The organism is Serratia sp. 22278 (assembly GCF_052045405.1).
GTDB lineage: Bacteria > Pseudomonadota > Gammaproteobacteria > Enterobacterales > Enterobacteriaceae > Serratia > Serratia marcescens.
On record NZ_JBQEOW010000005.1, the window covers coordinates 205,548 to 222,464 of the forward strand.

Below are 16,917 nucleotides of genomic sequence, written 5' to 3' on the forward strand. Positions count from 1 at the left end.
ATGTGTTAACTGCGGGATAATAAAGCGTGCATGATGAGCCTGTACCCGCAGTTCTCACCGGACAAGGTTGAAACGCCGCCTGTGGTAATCCCTTACGCAAAGAGCGGTTATTTTGCGATTTGGCGCAATAACTGACTGATTAAAAATACGTAAGGTGGAGGCAGTTTTTTGACAAGGCGCCGCCTCGCGCGCCGCAAGTGTGAATTTAACGCAGCTGATGTTGCAAGTGAGAGATCAATGTCGAATAAACCGTTCCACTATCAAGATCCGTTCCCGCTGAAGAAAGACGATACCGAATATTATCTGCTGAGCCGCGACCACGTTTCCGTGAGCGAGTTTGAAGGCCAGGAAATACTGAAAGTTGCCCCTGAAGCGTTAACCCTGCTTGCCCAGCATGCGTTCCACGACGCCTCGTTCATGCTGCGCCCGGCGCACCAACAGCAGGTGGCCGATATCCTCGACGATCCGGACGCCAGCGAAAACGACAAGTACGTTGCGCTGCAATTTCTGCGTAACTCAGAAATCGCCGCCAAGGGTATTTTACCGACCTGCCAGGACACCGGCACGGCGATCATCGTCGGCAAAAAGGGCCAGCGCGTCTGGACCGGCGGCGGCGATGAAGAAGCGCTGTCGCGTGGGGTCTACAACACCTACATCGAAGAGAACCTGCGCTATTCGCAGAACGCCGCGCTGGATATGTATAAAGAGGTCAATACCGGCAGCAACCTGCCGGCGCAGATCGATCTCTACAGCGTGGACGGCGAAGAGTACAAATTCCTTTGCATCGCCAAGGGCGGCGGCTCCGCCAACAAAACCTATCTGTACCAGGAAACCAAGGCGCTGCTGTCGCCGGGCAAACTGAAAAACTACCTGGTCGACAAGATGCGCACGTTGGGCACCGCGGCTTGCCCGCCGTACCACGTGGCGTTCGTCATCGGCGGCACCTCGGCGGAAGCGACGCTGAAAACCGTCAAGCTGGCCTCGACCAAGTATTACGATGGCCTGCCGACCGAAGGCAACGAGCATGGCCAGGCGTTCCGCGATCTGGAACTCGAAGCGGAATTGCTGCAAGAAGCGCAAAACCTGGGGCTGGGCGCGCAATTCGGCGGCAAATACTTCGCGCACGATATCCGCGTGGTGCGCCTGCCGCGCCACGGCGCCTCCTGCCCGGTCGGTATGGGCGTCTCCTGCTCGGCGGATCGCAACATCAAAGGCAAGATCAACCGCGATGGCATCTGGCTGGAAAAACTGGAGCACAATCCGGGTAAATTCATTCCTCAGGAGCTGCGCCAGGCCGGGGAGGGCGAAGCGATCAAGGTCGATCTCAACCGCCCGATGGCCGAGATCCTCAAACAGTTGTCGCAGTATCCGGTTTCCACCCGCCTGTCGCTGAGCGGCACCATCATCGTCGGCCGCGATATCGCGCACGCCAAGCTGAAAGAGCGTCTGGATCGCGGTGAAGGCCTGCCGCAGTACGTCAAGGATCACCCGATTTACTACGCCGGCCCGGCCAAAACGCCGGAAGGCTACGCGTCCGGTTCCTTGGGGCCGACCACCGCCGGACGTATGGATTCCTACGTCGATCTGCTGCAATCTCACGGCGGCAGCATGATCATGCTGGCGAAAGGCAACCGCAGCCAGCAGGTGACGGATGCCTGCCACAAGCACGGCGGCTTCTACCTCGGCAGTATCGGCGGCCCGGCGGCGGTGCTGGCGCAGCAGAGCATCAAGAGCCTGGAGTGCGTGGAGTACCCTGAGCTGGGCATGGAAGCGATCTGGAAAATTGAAGTGGAAGATTTCCCGGCGTTTATCCTGGTGGATGACAAAGGCAATGACTTCTTCCAGAAGATTCAGGCCGGTCAGTGCGCCAGCTGTCTGAAATAATCGCTGCCCCCTCCACCGCCCGCGGGTGGTGGAGGGGATTGTGTAAAGTCCTGTAGCTTGCTGGACGTCGAGTTTTAACCTGTATACCCTACGCGAATAGCACTAAAATTCGACTAATGGAATATCGGCAACATAAGGTTCGGCAAGCACATGGGCACGCAGGAAAGTCACATCAGGGAGTTACTGGTCTGGATTGAAGATAACCTGACCAATCCGCTGTCGTTGGATATCGTTTCCGCCAAGTCAGGCTATACGAAATGGTACCTGCAGCGCATGTTCAAGAAGCAGACCGGATTATCGTTAGCTTCCTACATTCGCGCTCGCCGCCTCTACATCGCCGCCTTCGCCTTGCGTTTCACGCAGAAGAGCATCCTCGATATTTCGGTTGAATATCAATTCGATAATCAGCAGACATTCTCGCGCTGTTTCAAGAAACATTTCGCCGAATCGCCCAGCGTTTATCGTCATGCCCGCAAACAGGACTTCAGCAATCTGGTGCGTTCGCTGGCGGCCAGCCAGCCCGGCGATATTCAGGTCGAACGCGTCAGCATCGCCAGAGGGCAATACGCCTTTCAGGGCAAACAGTACGCTTATCACCTGGATATCGAAAAGTTGGACAAGTCGCATCTGCCGCAGCGCAGCGCGCTGCGGGCGCAGTTCTACACCTTGTTGGGCGAGCGTCCGGCGCAGACCTATTCGTTTACCCAACTGGTGCCGGACGGCGAGCGGGTCAGGGTCGACTATACCCTGGGCGTGACGGCGGACTATCCGCTGCGTGAAGGCGTGGCGCTGGAGCCGCTGCCGGAGGTCCACGGCGAGTTTTGCCGTTTTCGCTATTCCGGCAAGCCGGTGGCGCTCAATGACCACATCATTCAAATCTACACGCAGGTGCTGCCCGAAATGGGGCTGGCCCGCGGCGACGGGCCGGACATGACGGTGTTCAGCTATTCGCTGAGCGGGAAAGAGGAGCTGCACCTGGAGCTGCAACATCTGGTGCCGGTGGTGCCGCTGCACTGATCCCGTCGGCGGCCGGCCGCCGGTTTTTTTGCTGCACGATCGCCGCCATCACCGCCAGGGCGATTTCCGCCGGGGTTTTGCTGCCGAGCGGCAGGCCGATCGGCGCGTGAATGCGTTCCAACTCCTGCGGCGTGAATTCGGCGATCTGCTGCAACCGCTGGCGCCGCCGCGCGCTGTTTCTGAGCGAGCCCATGGCGCCGATGTAAAACGCCGGGGTGTGGATCGCTTCCATCAGCGTCAGATCGTCCATACGCGGATCGTGGGTCAGCGCCACGACGGCGGTATTGGCGTGGCAACCGCCGTCCTCAATGAACTTGGCCGGAAACTGGCGCAGCAGCGTCACGCCCGGTTTTAACTCGGCGGCGAAGTTATCCAGCGCCTCCGGGCGGTTCTCGCACACCAGCACCTCAAACCCCAGCGCTACGGCGAAATCGGCGCAGTACAGCGCCACGCTGGACAGCCCGGCGATCAGCAGGCGCGGCGCGGCCGCGATATGCAGGGTAATCTGTTCGAGCCGGCGTTCAACCTGAGTGGCGCTGGTGAAATGGCTCTGCTCAAGGCTATGGCAGGCGTTGGGCAACGTCAGGCGTTTGAGCAACGCATGATGCCCTTCCAGCGCGCCGGCGATGCGCCGCAGGTAAGCGACGCTGGCTTCTCCCGCCGGCAGATACTCGATCAGTACGTCCAGCACGCCGCCGCACGGCAGCGCCACATTGGGCGTCATGCCGCCTTCGCCGTAGCGGATCACCTGGCTGGCCGCCTGATACTCCCCGGCGGCCACGCGCCGCAGAAAGTCCTCCTCCACGCACCCGCCCGACAATGAGCCGCTGTAGCGGCCGTCGCGGGTCGCGGCCATCAACGCGCCCGGCGACCGCGGCGAAGAGCCATAGGTGCTGAGCACGGTGCATAACCAGACCGGCTGTTGTTGCAGCCAGCTTATCGCCTGGCTGACCACGGTGACATCAAGATGTTGCATAGGTGAATTTACTCGCTGGCCGGGAGTTGCGATGGAAGATCAATATCCCGCACGACGCCGGGGTGTTCAAGCGGCAGCAGGTGCACCGCTGCGCCTTGCAGCAGTTCACGCGCGCCATTATCGCCGCGCAGTTGGCAAAGTGGTTTGCGCAATCGGGCGGAAAAGCCGACCGGGTGGCCGGGCTGTTGCGCATAGCTGGGGCGCACGATCGGGTGCTGCCGTAAGGCATCCGCCACCTGTCGGAAAACGTCGGCGCCGACGAACGGCATATCGGCCAGGTGGATCAGCCAGCCCTGCCAGTGCGGCGTGGCCGCAACGCCCGCGGCGATTGAGTCGCCGAGGCCCGCGCTGGCGAGCAGGGTGACCGGCACCTGGTTGGCGGCGCAGGCTGCCAGCACCGGCAGATTATCCGGCCGGGCCACCACATGTACCGGCAGGCCGGAGGCCAATGCCCGGCGCAGGGTGTGTTCAAACAGCGATCTCTGCTCGCCCGCCGCATCGGCAAATCCGGCGTTCAATTTGTTGCCCTGGCCGCCGGCCTGAATAAAGCGCTCTCCGCGTCCGGCGGCGGTAATGACAATGCCCGTGGTCATGGTTGAAGTCCGCGTTTGCGCAAATTATTTATTAGCCTACAAACTACCTGTGTTTTGTAAATGTTTTTTTGTTGAAAACAACCTGTTAATCATCACATAATTTTAGTTATAAGCATATGCTTATGACGTCTACGGCAAGGTCGTCAGCGTTTGCGCAACAACACCGCGAACAAAAACCAATTACAAGAAAGACGTGAAGGACTTATTTATGAGCAATTTCAACCCGTCGCGGCGCCGCTTTATCAAAAGCGCCGTGATTGCGGGGGTCTCCGTGTACCTCGCCCCCCTGTACAGCCGTGCCTACGCCGCGCTGTTCGAGCAAAAAATCCTCCAGTCGCCCAACTGGGATCCGCAGGCCAAGCGCGTCCGTTTCCGTATCGATGGCCGCGCCAAGGTCATGGGGCAGAAGGTGTTCGCGCGCGATATCCGCGCGGTGGACATGCCGCACTGGCCGCAGAAACAGGCGCACGCCTTCATTCTGCGCGTGACTAAAGCCGACCGGCTGTTCGAAGGCGTCGATCTGTCGCTGCTGGGGGACGATCTGCAGCCCGATCGCCTGGTGACGGCGGAAGATCTGGCGCGCGACGGCCTGGCCTTTCCGGCGTTCTACGGTGACGACATGCTGCTGCCGAGCGGCAAAACCCCGGCCTACCTCGGCCAGGCGGTGGCGATCCTGATCTATCACGACTTCGCCCGTTTCCGCTTCGCCAAGGACAAGCTGAAATTCCGTGAGGAAACCATCAAATACGGCGCGGTCACCGGCCCGCTGGAGCGCGATCCCTGGGGCAGCTTCCGCTATGTGCGGGTGGGGGGAGAACAGCCGTTCGACGACGACCGCTTCTCCAGCCTGAAGGACACGCCGATCTTCCCGGTGTCGATGAAAAAACACCTGCCGGTGTGGCCGGAAGGGCGTGAGGGCGGCAAGCTGGATCAGGAAGGCATGCGCTATGCGGGGATGATCGCCGACGAGATGGCGAACCCGCCGGCCGACTGGCTGGTAATGTCGCGCCGCTACACCACGCAGTCGATCGACACCTCGGCGCTGGAGCCGGACAACGCCAACGGCTGGTTCGACGCGCAGACGCAAACCCTGCATCTGGTGGTGCCGACCCAGTCGCCGCAGGAAGTGGCCGACGAGATGCCGCGCATGCTGGCCAAGCGCAACCCGCCGGTGAAACAGCTGATCCTGCACCCGTGCTACACCGTGGGCTACGGCTCGAAAGATCACTACAACTTCCCGTATTACGGCGCGGTGGCGGCGATGTATGGCGACGGCCACCCGGTGCGCCTGGCCAATGATCGCTTCGAACAGTTCCAGACGGCGTTGAAGCGCCACGCGTTCGACATGAACTACCGCATCGCGGTGAATAAGCAGACCGGCGTCATGCAGTCGTTCCTCGGTGACATGACCGCGGACGGCGGCGGCCGCAGCAACTTTACCCCTTCGGTGGTGATGGTCGGCGCAACCGCCGCCCAGTCGATTTACTACTTCCCGAAAAGCGATCTGTCGTCGGTCGGGTTGGCTTCACGCGCCATCGACGCCGGTTCGGCGCGCGGTTACGGCACGCTGCAGAGCATGGCCGCCACCGAGATGATGGTGGATGAGCTGGCCGCCGAGCTGAAGATCGACCCGATCGAGTTTCGCCTGCGCAACGTGCTGAAATCCGGCATGAAAAACACCCAGGGGGCGATCCCGGCCGGTGCGATCCGCGCCGATGAAGTGCTGGAGAAGGCGGCGAAGCACGAGATGTGGCTCAAGCGCGCCGAACGCAAGGCCGAGTTTGAGAGCCGCCATCCCGGCAAGCGCTATGGCGTCGGCTTCGGCTGCGTGCAGAAAGACTTCGGCACCGGGGCGGAAACTTCGTTCGCCCGGGTGGAGCTGAGCGAAGATGGCCGCATCACCCTGCATCACAGCGGCGCGGAGATGGGCACCGGCATGTCGACCTCGCAGTCGGTATTGTGCGCGCAGTGGCTGGGCAAACCGGCCGACGAAGCGCACTTCTCGGTCACCGACTGGTCGGTATTGCCGATGGTCACCAGCGGCGATCCTTACCTGATGTCGCAGGAAGAGCAGGACAAGCTGCAAACCAACCCCAACTGGACGCCGAGCTACTGTTCGCCGTCCAGCGCCAGCAACTCGGCCTATTACTTCTCGCACAGCACCCGCGAAGCGGCGCGCCTGATCTTCGATCACGGCCTGTGGCCGGCGGCGATGGCGCTGTGGCAGGCCGGTATCGGCGGCGGCCAGGCGGCGCCGCTGGTGGTGCGGCGCGAAGATGCGCGTTGGGTCGAAGGCGGCCTGACGGCGGCGGGCATGTCGGTGCTGAGCCTCGAGCTGCTGGCCAAGACTGCTTATCAGATGGGCGGCGTCACCGGTGCCGCGGTGCACGTGTTCAACCGCTGGCAGTGGGCGGAGGCCGATTTCACGTTGAACGGCAAAAGCGAACGCCTGCCGATCGACGGCATGGCGCTGCGCAATGCCGGCGGCGAATTCAAACCGCTGGCGCGCGGGCAGGTCTACTACCCGCCGACCCAGCGCAACAATGCGGCGGTGACCTACTACAGCGCCGTCGGCACGTTGGCGGAAGTGGCGGTGGATATCGCCACCGGCCAGGTGGAGTTGTTGAATCACCACTCGATCATGGAGTGCGGCAACCTGATCGTGCCGGAACTGGTTTCCGGCCAGCTGCAGGGCGGGCTGGCGATGGGCATCGGCCATGCGCTGCACGAATATTTACCGCTGTACGAAGACGGCCCGGGCAACGGCACCTGGAACTTCAACCGTTACCACCTGCCGCGCGCCAGTGATGTGGCGGTGTGGAAACAGAGCGGCGACATCCTGCCGGCGCTGTCGGAAACCGATCCGCCGAAAGGCATGGCGGAGGTGGTGATGATCCCGATCGTGGCCGCGCTGGTCAACGCCATCGCCGACGCCACCGGCCACCGTTTCCGTGATTTGCCCGTTCGTGCAGAAAATATTCGTGAGGTATTACAATGAGCATTAAAACCCAGCCGATTTCCCTGACCATCAACGAAAAGCAGTACGGCCCGATCGAGGTGCCGGAAGGCCTGATGATGATCGATTTCCTGCACGAGTATCTCGATTTGACCGGTTCGCGCCTCGGCTGCGGGCAGGGCATTTGCCACGCCTGCGTGGCAATCGTCGATCACCCGAGCGGCACCAGCGAAGAGGTGCGCACCTGCATCACCGGCGCGCATTTCTTCAACGGCAAGAAAGTGCGCACTGTCGAAGGCCACGCCAGGGTGGACGAACAGGGCGAGGTGGTCGAGCTGTCGCCGATCCAGCAGGCGTTTCTGGAACACTACAGCTTCCAGTGCGGCTACTGCACGCCGGGCTTCGTCAACGCCGCCACCATTTTCGTGGAAAAGCTCAAGCGTGAGCCGATCGCCCGCGATCAGCTGGAGAATGCCATCGAGCAGGCGCTGGATAGCCACATTTGCCGCTGCACCGGCTACGTGCGCTACTACGAAGCGGTGCGCGACGTGGTGCTGAAAACGCCGGGCCTGCTGAAGGAGACGGCGCAATGAAAAAACGTCTCGCAGTGTTGATTGTGCTGGTGGCGATCGTGGTGATTGCGCTGCTGTGGTGGCGGGAAAACCGCCGTTACGACGGCCCGGTGCAGCAGGTAACCGCCAGCGCCGAACAGATCGCCCGCGGCCGTTATCTGGCGCAGGCCGCCGACTGCGCCGCCTGCCATACCGCCAGCGGTGGGGCGCCGTTGGCCGGCGGCTATCCGCTGGACACGCCGTTCGGCACGATTTACGGCAGTAACTTGACGCCGTCGGCCGACCACGGCATCGGGCGCTGGAGCAAGGACGACTTCTTCCTGGCGTTGACGCAGGGCGTGGCGCCGGGCGGGCGGCACCTGTACCCGGCGATGCCTTACACTTCGTATAAGGGCATGTCGCGTCAGGACGCCGACGACATCTACGCTTACCTGATGACGCGCCCGGCGGTGGACGTGGCCATTCCGGCCAACGACATGCCATTTCCGTTTAACCAGCGCATGGCGCTGATCGGCTGGAATCTGTTGTTCCGCAGTCAGGATCCGTTGCCGGCCAGCTCGCAGGGCAGCTCGCCGCAATGGCAGCGCGGTCGCTATCTGGCCGACGTGCTGGGCCACTGTGGCGAATGCCACACGCCGCGCGGCGCGCTGGGGCAGATGGATCTCGGCAAACCGATGCAGGGCGGCGATCTCGGCCGCTTCATGGCGCCGGACATTACGCCGCACGGTCTGGCGCAGCGCGGCTGGACGCCGCAGGACGTCAGCCGCTTCCTCAGCACCGGCCTCGCACCGCAGGGTTCCGCCTTCAGCGAGATGCACATGGTGGTGGATCTCAGCACCCGTCATTTGACGCCGGAAGATCATCAGGCGCTGGCGCTGTATCTGATGGGTGAGCAGCCGCCGGCGGCGGTGCCGGTGAAAATGGGCCAGGGCAGCGATGCCGGGCGCATGACCTATCTGGATCAGTGCGCCGGTTGCCATGCGCGCGAAGGCGAGGGCAAACCGCACGTCGCACCGGCGATGCGCGATAACGCCACGCTGCGCCAGGCGGACGGCAAGAACCTGATCGTGTCGGTGCTGGATGGCCTGCCGGCCCAGCAGTTCCCGAACGGTGAAAGCATGCAGAGCATGCCGGGCTTCGGCGAGCGTCTGAGCGATGCTGAAGTGGCGGAACTGGTGAATTACCTGCGGGTGACCTGGGGCGGTTTGCCGGCGGACGTCACCGCCGAGCAGGTGAAAGCGCTGCGCAAGTAAGCGGCGTTCAGGCGAAAAAAATGGCCCGCATCTGCGGGCCATTTTATTGCGCGGTCACGGGGTTCAACGGCTGGTGACGCCGTCGACGCGCTGGCTGCGCTGTTTGATGGCGTAACCGACGGCCAGGATCGCTACCCACACCGGGATCAGCAGCACCGAGATTTGAATGCCCGGCGTCAGGTACATGATCACCAGGATGCCGGCCATGAACAGCAGGCACAGGTAGTTGCTGAACGGATACCAGAACGCTTTGAACTTCGGCACCACGCCTTCGCGGTTTTTGGCGGCGCGGAACTTCAGGTGCGCCAGGCTGATCATCGCCCAGTTGATCACCAGCGCCGATACCACCAACGCCATCAATAGTTCGAAGGCGCGGCCCGGGATCAGGTAGTTAATCAGCACGCACAGCGCGGTGGCGAGGGCGGAAATGCCGATGGCCACCACCGGCACGCCGCGGCCGTCGACCTTCAGCAGGCTTTTCGGGCCGTTGCCCTGCTGCGCCAGGCCGTACAGCATGCGGCTGTTGCAGTAGACGCAGCTGTTGTAGACCGACAGCGCGGCGGTGAGCACCACGATGTTCAGCACGGTCGCCACCAGGTTGCTGTTCAGCGCGTGGAAGATCAGCACGAACGGGCTGCCGCCTTCGACCACTTTGCCCCACGGGTACAGCGACAGCAGAATGGCCAGCGAACCGATATAGAAGATCAGGATGCGGTAGATCACCTGATTGGTCGCTTTCGGAATGCTTTTTTGCGGGTTGTCGGCTTCGGCTGCGGTGATGCCGACCAGCTCGAGGCCGCCGAAGGAGAACATGATCACCGCCATCGCCATCACCAGGCCCATGACGCCGTTCGGGAAGAACCCGCCCTGCGCCCACAGGTTGGTGACGGTGGCTTCCGGGCCACCCATGCCGCTGAACAGCAGGTAGGCGCCGAACACGATCATGCCGATAATCGCCACCACTTTGATGATGGCGAACCAGAACTCCATCTCGCCGTAAACTTTGACGTTGGCCAGGTTGATGGCGTTGATCGCCAGGAAGAACACCGCGGCGGAAACCCAGGTGGGGATCTCCGGCCACCAGTACTGCACGTAGATGCCGACCGCGGTCAACTCCGCCATCGCCACCAGGACATACAGCACCCAGTAGTTCCAGCCGGAGGCGAAGCCGGCGAAGTTGCCCCAGTATTTGTAGGCGAAGTGGCTGAAGGAGCCGGCGACCGGCTCTTCCACCACCATTTCCCCCAGCTGGCGCATGATCAGAAACGCGATGAAGCCGCCGATGGCGTAGCCGAGAAGCACTGACGGGCCGGCCATTTTTATTGTTTGAGCGATACCGAGAAATAACCCGGTGCCGATTGCGCCACCTAAGGCGATGAGCTGAATATGGCGGTTTTTCAGGCCGCGTTTCAGCTGGTCACCATGCTGTTGACCATCCATCAATCTAACCCTCTGTCGTTGTGAATGCCCACCTGCTTGTAAAGCAGTGGTTACGATGTGTGTTTTGTTTTATTTACGGCGTTATAGCTATTAATTCCACGGCGCCGCTACCGTTTGGCAGAGAATAATGTTATGTGCGTCGGTTTGCACCTGCTTTGTCGTGTGAGTGATTAAGATTGCAGCAGTTTAGGAAACAAAATGCGGGTTGTGTGACGGCGGGGGGGATTCAGTGCATGAAATAAGCAACAAATCACATAATGCGCAAAAATAACGTAGATCTGAATGGTGGGGTGCGTTCAAATAATGAACGAACCACCGTTGCGCCGCTCGCCAAATAGCCATTCATTAAAGCGTCATAACCATGCAATAAAACTCGGGCAAAAAGTTTGCACTCTGCCTTGCGTAAGGTTTGGTAAAAGTTAAATCCCCAACCCGCCGCGTAAATGGTAATACCATCACGGCGTTACCGGTTTGCAGCGGGGTTTTCAGCGGGGTGTTAAAATGTGCGGGTAACCTGATTTCGATCAAGGCCCGTATGGACAGGAGGTGAATACTTTGTTACTTTACCGTCACGTTTTTGAAATTGGTATTACCAATTGACTCCGCGCCATTCGCAGAGAAGAATTCACTCATGGCCTACAGCAAAATCCGCCAACCCAAGTTGTCAGATGTTATCGAGCAACAGCTCGAATACCTGATCCTCGAGGGGACACTGCGCCCAGGCGAAAAACTGCCTCCGGAGCGCGAGCTGGCGAAACAATTTGATGTCTCCCGTCCTTCTCTGAGAGAGGCCATTCAGCGCCTTGAAGCGAAAGGGCTGCTCCTGCGCCGTCAGGGCGGCGGCACCTTCGTGCAAACTAATCTGTGGCAGAGCTTCAGCGATCCGCTGGCCGAGCTGCTGGCCGACCATCCCGAATCACAGTTCGATCTGCTGGAAACCCGTCACGCGCTGGAAGGCATTGCCGCCTATTACGCGGCGCTGCGCGGCACCGATGAAGATCTGGCGCGCATCCGCGATTGCCACATCGTGATTCAACAGGCTCAAGACAGCGGCGATCTCGACGCCGAAGCCGATGCGGTCATGCAGTATCAAATCGCCGTGACCGAAGCCGCTCACAACGTTGTGTTACTTCACCTGCTACGCTGCATGGGGCCGATGCTGGAACAGAACGTGCGTCAGAACTTTGAATTGCTCTACTCGCGCCGTGAGATGTTGGCAAAAGTGAGCAGCCACCGCGCCGGAATTTTTGAGGCGATTGTGGCACGCGAGCCGGAAAAGGCCCGTGAAGCCTCGCATCGCCACTTGGCGTTTATCGAGGAAATCTTGCTGGATCTCAGCCGGGAGCATACTCGGCGCGAGAGATCGCTACGGCGTCTCCAGCAACGCAAGGATTAAGAGCTGTCCTCTTCAGGGTACACCAGCCTGCGGGGGTTAAGTTCGAGGTACTTAGTTAAGTACTTAAGCGGCAACTAAACTGATGGGCCTGTCTTCGTGTGTTTTTTCACAGAGCACAGGAAGACAGGCTCCAAACAAACCATTAGACAGATAAGGAATACCACCATGTCAGAACGTTTAAACAATGACGTGGATCCGATCGAAACCCGCGACTGGCTGCAGGCGATCGAATCGGTCATCCGTGAAGAGGGTGTTGAGCGAGCTCAGTTTCTGATTGATCAGGTATTGGGAGAAGCCCGCAAAGGCGGCGTTAACGTTGCGGCCGGTGCTGCAGCGCACAACTACGTCAACACCATCGCGGTAGAAGACGAACCGGCCTACCCAGGCAACCTGGATCTGGAACGCCGCATTCGCTCTGCGATCCGTTGGAACGCGATCATGACCGTTCTGCGCGCATCCAAAAAAGACCTGGAGCTGGGCGGCCACATGGCTTCCTTCCAGTCTTCCGCGACCTTCTATGAAGTCTGCTTTAACCACTTCTTCCGCGCACGCAACGAGAAAGACGGCGGCGACCTGGTGTACTTCCAGGGCCACATCTCTCCGGGCGTTTACGCGCGCGCCTTCCTTGAAGGCCGCCTGACCGAAGAACAGATGAACAACTTCCGTCAGGAAGTGCACGGCAACGGTCTGTCCTCTTACCCGCATCCTAAGCTGATGCCGGAATTCTGGCAGTTCCCGACCGTATCCATGGGCCTGGGCCCAATCAGCGCCATCTATCAGGCGAAGTTCCTGAAATACCTGGAACACCGCGGCCTGAAAGACACCTCTGAGCAGACCGTTTACGCCTTCCTGGGCGACGGTGAGATGGATGAGCCGGAATCCAAAGGCGCCATCACCATCGCGACTCGCGAGAAGCTGGACAACCTGGTGTTCGTCATCAACTGCAACCTGCAGCGCCTGGACGGCCCGGTCACCGGTAACGGCAAGATCATCAACGAACTGGAAGGCATCTTCTCCGGCGCAGGCTGGCAGGTGCTGAAAGTGATCTGGGGCGGCCGTTGGGACGAGCTGCTGCGCAAAGACACCAGCGGTAAACTGGTTCAGCTGATGAACGAGACCCTGGACGGCGACTACCAGACCTTCAAATCCAAAGACGGCGCTTACGTGCGCGAGCACTTCTTCGGCCGTTACCCGGAAACCGCGGCGCTGGTCAAAGACATGAGCGACGACGAAATCTGGGCGCTGAACCGTGGTGGTCACGATCCGAAGAAAATCTTCGCTGCACTGAAAAAAGCGCAGGACACCAAAGGCAAACCGACCGTTATCCTGGCCCACACCATTAAAGGTTACGGCATGGGTGAAACCGCGGAAGGTAAAAACATCGCTCACCAGGTGAAGAAAATGAACATGGAAGGGGTTCACCACTTCCGCGATCGTTTCAATGTGCCGGTTGCCGATGCTGACATCGAAAAACTGCCGTACATCACCTTCGAGAAAGATTCCGAAGAGTACAAATACCTGCACGAACGTCGCCAGGCGCTGAAAGGCTACGTGCCTACCCGTCTGCCGGAGTTCACCCAGAAGCTGGAAATGCCGGCGCTGGAAGATTTCAGCTCGCTGCTGGAAGAGCAGAACAAAGAGATCTCCACCACTATCGCCTTCGTGCGTGCCCTGAACGTGATGCTGAAGAACAAGTCGATCAAAGATCGCCTGGTGCCAATCATCGCCGACGAAGCGCGTACCTTCGGTATGGAAGGTCTGTTCCGTCAGATCGGTATCTACAGCCCGAACGGCCAGCAGTACACCCCGCAGGACCGTGAGCAGGTTGCTTACTACAAAGAAGACGAGAAAGGCCAAATCCTGCAGGAAGGCATCAACGAACTGGGCGCAGCCTCTTCCTGGCTGGCCGCAGCGACCTCCTACAGCACCAACGATCTGCCGATGATTCCGTTCTACATCTACTACTCGATGTTCGGTTTCCAACGCATCGGCGACCTGTGCTGGGCAGCGGGCGACCAACAGGCGCGCGGCTTCCTGATCGGCGGGACCTCGGGCCGTACTACCCTGAACGGCGAAGGTCTGCAGCACGAAGATGGCCACAGCCACATTCAGTCTCTGACCATCCCTAACTGCATCTCTTACGATCCGGCTTACGCGTACGAAGTGGCGGTGATCATGCACGACGGTCTGGTGCGCATGTATGGCGACAACCCGGAAAACGTGTACTACTACCTGACCACGCTGAACGAAAACTACCACATGCCTGCGATGCCGCAGGGTGCGGAAGAAGGTATCCGCAAGGGTATCTACAAGCTGGAAACGCTGGAAGGCAGCAAAGGCAAGGTGCAGCTGTTGGGCTCCGGCGCCATCCTGCGCCATGTGCGCGAAGCTGCGCAGATCCTGGCGAAGGACTACGGCGTGGGTTCCGACACCTACAGCGTGACCTCGTTCACTGAACTGGCGCGCGACGGCCAGGATTGCGAGCGCTGGAACATGCTGCACCCAACCGAAACGCCACGCGTGCCTTACATCGCTCAGGTGATGAGCGACGCGCCTGCGGTAGCGTCTACCGACTACATGAAACTGTTCGCCGAACAGGTTCGTACTTATGTGCCGGCCAGCGATTATCGCGTACTGGGCACCGACGGCTTCGGTCGTTCGGACAGCCGCGAAAACCTGCGTCACCACTTCGAAGTCGATGCATCTTACGTGGTGGTTGCTGCTCTGGGTGAACTGGCTAAACGCGGTGAGATCGAAGCTTCTGTGGTTGCTGATGCAATCAAGAAATTCGACATCAACCCGGAAAAAGTTAACCCGCGTCTGGCCTAAGAGGTACTGAATAATGTCTATCGAAATCAACGTACCGGACATCGGTGCAGATGAAGTCGAAATCACCGAGATTCTGGTGAAGGTCGGCGATAAAGTTGAAGCGGAACAATCGCTGATCACCGTGGAAGGCGACAAGGCTTCCATGGAAGTGCCCTCCCCGCAGGCGGGCGTGGTGAAAGAGATCAAAGTGGCGGTCGGCGATAAAACCGAAACCGGCAAACTGATCATGATCTTCGAAGCGGCAGGCGCAGCGGAAGCTGCACCGGCGGCGAAAGCGGAAGAAAAACCGGCGGCAGCAGCAGCTGCCCCGGCTGCCGCTGCCGCCAAAGACGTTGCCGTGCCGGACATCGGCGCCGACGAAGTCGAAGTGACCGAGATCCTGGTGAAAGTGGGCGACAAGGTGGAAGCCGAGCAGTCCCTGATCACTGTGGAAGGCGACAAGGCTTCCATGGAAGTCCCTGCGCCGTTCGCGGGCACCGTGAAAGAGATCAAGATCGCGACCGGCGACAAAGTGAAAACCGGTTCCCTGATCATGGTGTTCGAAGTGGCTGGCGCCGCTTCCGCTGCGGCCCCGGCTGCGGCTGAAGCACCGGCCGCCGCTGCAGCGCCTGCGGCCTCTGCGGCCAAAGACGTCGCCGTGCCGGACATCGGCGGTGACGAAGTCGAAGTGACCGAGGTGATGGTCAAGGTGGGCGACAAGGTTGCCGCCGAGCAGTCTCTGATCACCGTGGAAGGCGACAAGGCCTCCATGGAAGTGCCTGCGCCGTTCGCGGGCACCGTGAAAGAGATCAAGATCGCGACCGGCGATAAAGTGAAAACCGGCTCCCTGATCATGGTGTTCGAAGTGGAAGGCGCTGCGCCTGCCGCTGCCGCCGCTCCAGCCGCTAAAGCGGACGCTGCGCCGGCGCCGGCCGCCGCTAAAGCCGCCGCGCCGGCTGCGAAAGCTGAAGACAAAGGCGAGTTCGCCGAGAACGCGGCCTACGTGCACGCGACTCCGGTCATTCGTCGTCTGGCGCGCGAATTCGGCGTTAACCTGGCGAAAGTGAAAGGCACCGGTCGTAAAGGCCGCATCCTGCGCGAAGACGTTCAGGCTTACGTGAAAGACGCGGTGAAACGCGCTGAAGCGGCTCCGGCTGCTGCCGGCGGCGGTCTGCCGGGCATGCTGCCATGGCCGAAAGTGGACTTCAGCAAGTTCGGCGAGATCGAAGAAGTCGAGATGGGCCGCATCCAGAAGATCTCTGGCGCGAACCTGAGCCGCAACTGGGTGATGATCCCGCACGTGACTCACTTCGACAAAACCGACATCACCGATCTGGAAGCGTTCCGCAAGCAGCAGAACGAAGAAGCGGCCAAGCGCAAGCTGGACGTGAAGTTCACGCCTGTCGTGTTCATCATGAAAGCCGTCGCTGCCGCTCTGGAGCAGATGCCGCGCTTCAACAGCTCGCTGTCCGAAGATGGCCAGAAGCTGACGCTGAAGAAATACATCAACATCGGCGTGGCGGTAGATACCCCGAACGGCCTGGTGGTTCCGGTGTTCAAGGACGTGAACAAGAAGAGCATCACCGAGTTGTCTCGCGAGCTGATGACCATCTCCAAGAAAGCGCGCGACGGCAAGCTGACCGCGGGCGAGATGCAGGGCGGCTGCTTCACCATCTCCAGCCTGGGCGGCATCGGGACGACTCACTTCGCGCCGATCGTCAACGCGCCGGAAGTGGCTATCCTGGGCGTCTCCAAGTCTGCGATGGAGCCGGTCTGGAACGGTAAAGAGTTCATGCCGCGCCTGATGATGCCGATGTCGCTGTCCTTCGACCACCGCGTTATCGACGGTGCCGATGGTGCGCGCTTCATCACCATCATCAACAACATGTTGTCCGACATTCGCCGTCTGGTGATGTAATGCAAAAGGGGCGCAGCATGCTGCGCCCCTGACGATTCTGTAGCAGTTTTGTCGGATTTTGCATAACTCGACAAAATTGTTGAGACACGGGTCACTCGAACACG

Annotated in this window: 11 protein-coding genes; 8 read left to right on the plus strand and 3 right to left on the minus strand. The window is 60.2% G+C overall.

What is annotated here, in order from left to right; genetic code table 11:
* Positions 1-237: 237 nt before the first annotated feature.
* Positions 238-1,884 carry a class I fumarate hydratase FumA gene (gene fumA / locus ACTJJ6_RS12630; protein ID WP_016930081.1) on the plus strand — a complete coding sequence of 549 codons (1,647 nt, stop codon included), beginning with the start codon at positions 238-240 and terminating at the stop codon, positions 1,882-1,884.
* A gap of 150 nt (positions 1,885-2,034) precedes the next feature.
* Positions 2,035-2,901, plus strand: coding sequence for a helix-turn-helix domain-containing protein (locus ACTJJ6_RS12635; protein ID WP_016930080.1), 867 nt, complete (start codon positions 2,035-2,037; stop codon positions 2,899-2,901).
* On the opposite strand, the gene ACTJJ6_RS12640 is transcribed toward ACTJJ6_RS12635, so the two are convergent.
* Entirely contained in the window at positions 2,825-3,877 is a 1,053-nt protein-coding gene (locus ACTJJ6_RS12640; protein ID WP_049300545.1) for an XdhC family protein, read from the minus strand. The genes ACTJJ6_RS12635 and ACTJJ6_RS12640 overlap by 77 nt on opposite strands.
* Before the next feature lie 8 nt (positions 3,878-3,885).
* On the minus strand, positions 3,886-4,470 hold the full coding sequence (locus tag ACTJJ6_RS12645; RefSeq protein ID WP_016930078.1) for a nucleotidyltransferase family protein: 585 nt from the start codon (positions 4,468-4,470) through the stop codon (positions 3,886-3,888).
* A gap of 208 nt (positions 4,471-4,678) precedes the next feature.
* On the opposite strand from ACTJJ6_RS12645, the gene ACTJJ6_RS12650 reads away from it, so the two are divergent.
* The 3 genes from ACTJJ6_RS12650 to ACTJJ6_RS12660 are packed head-to-tail and all read left to right on the plus strand — an operon-like array spanning position 4,679 to position 9,251.
* A complete protein-coding gene (locus ACTJJ6_RS12650; protein WP_049300544.1) occupies positions 4,679-7,468 on the plus strand; it encodes a xanthine dehydrogenase family protein molybdopterin-binding subunit in 2,790 nt (929 codons plus the stop codon).
* Positions 7,465-8,019, plus strand: a complete 555-nt coding sequence (locus ACTJJ6_RS12655) for a (2Fe-2S)-binding protein (RefSeq protein WP_015379038.1) — start codon at positions 7,465-7,467, stop codon at positions 8,017-8,019. The genes ACTJJ6_RS12650 and ACTJJ6_RS12655 overlap by 4 nt, the downstream gene beginning before the upstream one ends.
* Complete coding sequence (locus ACTJJ6_RS12660) at positions 8,016-9,251, plus strand: cytochrome c (protein ID WP_110147407.1); 1,236 nt, start codon at positions 8,016-8,018, stop codon at positions 9,249-9,251. Before ACTJJ6_RS12655 ends, ACTJJ6_RS12660 begins: the two co-directional genes overlap by 4 nt.
* 63 nt (positions 9,252-9,314) lie before the next feature.
* On the opposite strand, the gene ACTJJ6_RS12665 is transcribed toward ACTJJ6_RS12660, so the two are convergent.
* The gene (locus tag ACTJJ6_RS12665) at positions 9,315-10,691 is read right to left on the minus strand and encodes an amino acid permease (protein WP_004937488.1); all 1,377 of its coding nucleotides are present in this window, start codon (positions 10,689-10,691) and stop codon (positions 9,315-9,317) included.
* A gap of 631 nt (positions 10,692-11,322) precedes the next feature.
* On the opposite strand from ACTJJ6_RS12665, the gene pdhR reads away from it, so the two are divergent.
* The 3 genes from pdhR to aceF all read left to right on the plus strand — a co-directional run bounded on the left by pdhR (position 11,323) and on the right by aceF (position 16,813).
* A complete protein-coding gene (gene pdhR / locus ACTJJ6_RS12670; protein WP_004937490.1) occupies positions 11,323-12,087 on the plus strand; it encodes a pyruvate dehydrogenase complex transcriptional repressor PdhR in 765 nt (254 codons plus the stop codon).
* A gap of 165 nt (positions 12,088-12,252) precedes the next feature.
* Entirely contained in the window at positions 12,253-14,916 is a 2,664-nt protein-coding gene (aceE, locus tag ACTJJ6_RS12675) for a pyruvate dehydrogenase (acetyl-transferring), homodimeric type (protein WP_151254407.1), read from the plus strand.
* Between the two features lie 13 nt (positions 14,917-14,929).
* Positions 14,930-16,813 carry a pyruvate dehydrogenase complex dihydrolipoyllysine-residue acetyltransferase gene (gene aceF / locus ACTJJ6_RS12680; protein WP_004937497.1) on the plus strand — a complete coding sequence of 628 codons (1,884 nt, stop codon included), beginning with the start codon at positions 14,930-14,932 and terminating at the stop codon, positions 16,811-16,813.
* Positions 16,814-16,917: the final 104 nt, after the last annotated feature.

What these genes read in the sequence shown, in the direction of transcription:
- ACTJJ6_RS12645 (WP_016930078.1), bottom strand. Translation starts at nt 4,470, where the DNA reads ATGACCACGGGCATTGTCATTACCGCCGCCGGACGCGGAGAGCGCTTT.
- ACTJJ6_RS12635 (WP_016930080.1), top strand. Translation starts at nt 2,035, where the DNA reads ATGGGCACGCAGGAAAGTCACATCAGGGAGTTACTGGTCTGGATTGAA.
- ACTJJ6_RS12665 (WP_004937488.1), bottom strand. Translation starts at nt 10,691, where the DNA reads ATGGATGGTCAACAGCATGGTGACCAGCTGAAACGCGGCCTGAAAAAC.
- fumA (WP_016930081.1), top strand. Translation starts at nt 238, where the DNA reads ATGTCGAATAAACCGTTCCACTATCAAGATCCGTTCCCGCTGAAGAAA.
- pdhR (WP_004937490.1), top strand. Translation starts at nt 11,323, where the DNA reads ATGGCCTACAGCAAAATCCGCCAACCCAAGTTGTCAGATGTTATCGAG.
- ACTJJ6_RS12660 (WP_110147407.1), top strand. Translation starts at nt 8,016, where the DNA reads ATGAAAAAACGTCTCGCAGTGTTGATTGTGCTGGTGGCGATCGTGGTG.
- ACTJJ6_RS12650 (WP_049300544.1), top strand. Translation starts at nt 4,679, where the DNA reads ATGAGCAATTTCAACCCGTCGCGGCGCCGCTTTATCAAAAGCGCCGTG.
- ACTJJ6_RS12655 (WP_015379038.1), top strand. Translation starts at nt 7,465, where the DNA reads ATGAGCATTAAAACCCAGCCGATTTCCCTGACCATCAACGAAAAGCAG.
- ACTJJ6_RS12640 (WP_049300545.1), bottom strand. Translation starts at nt 3,877, where the DNA reads ATGCAACATCTTGATGTCACCGTGGTCAGCCAGGCGATAAGCTGGCTG.
- aceF (WP_004937497.1), top strand. Translation starts at nt 14,930, where the DNA reads ATGTCTATCGAAATCAACGTACCGGACATCGGTGCAGATGAAGTCGAA.
- aceE (WP_151254407.1), top strand. Translation starts at nt 12,253, where the DNA reads ATGTCAGAACGTTTAAACAATGACGTGGATCCGATCGAAACCCGCGAC.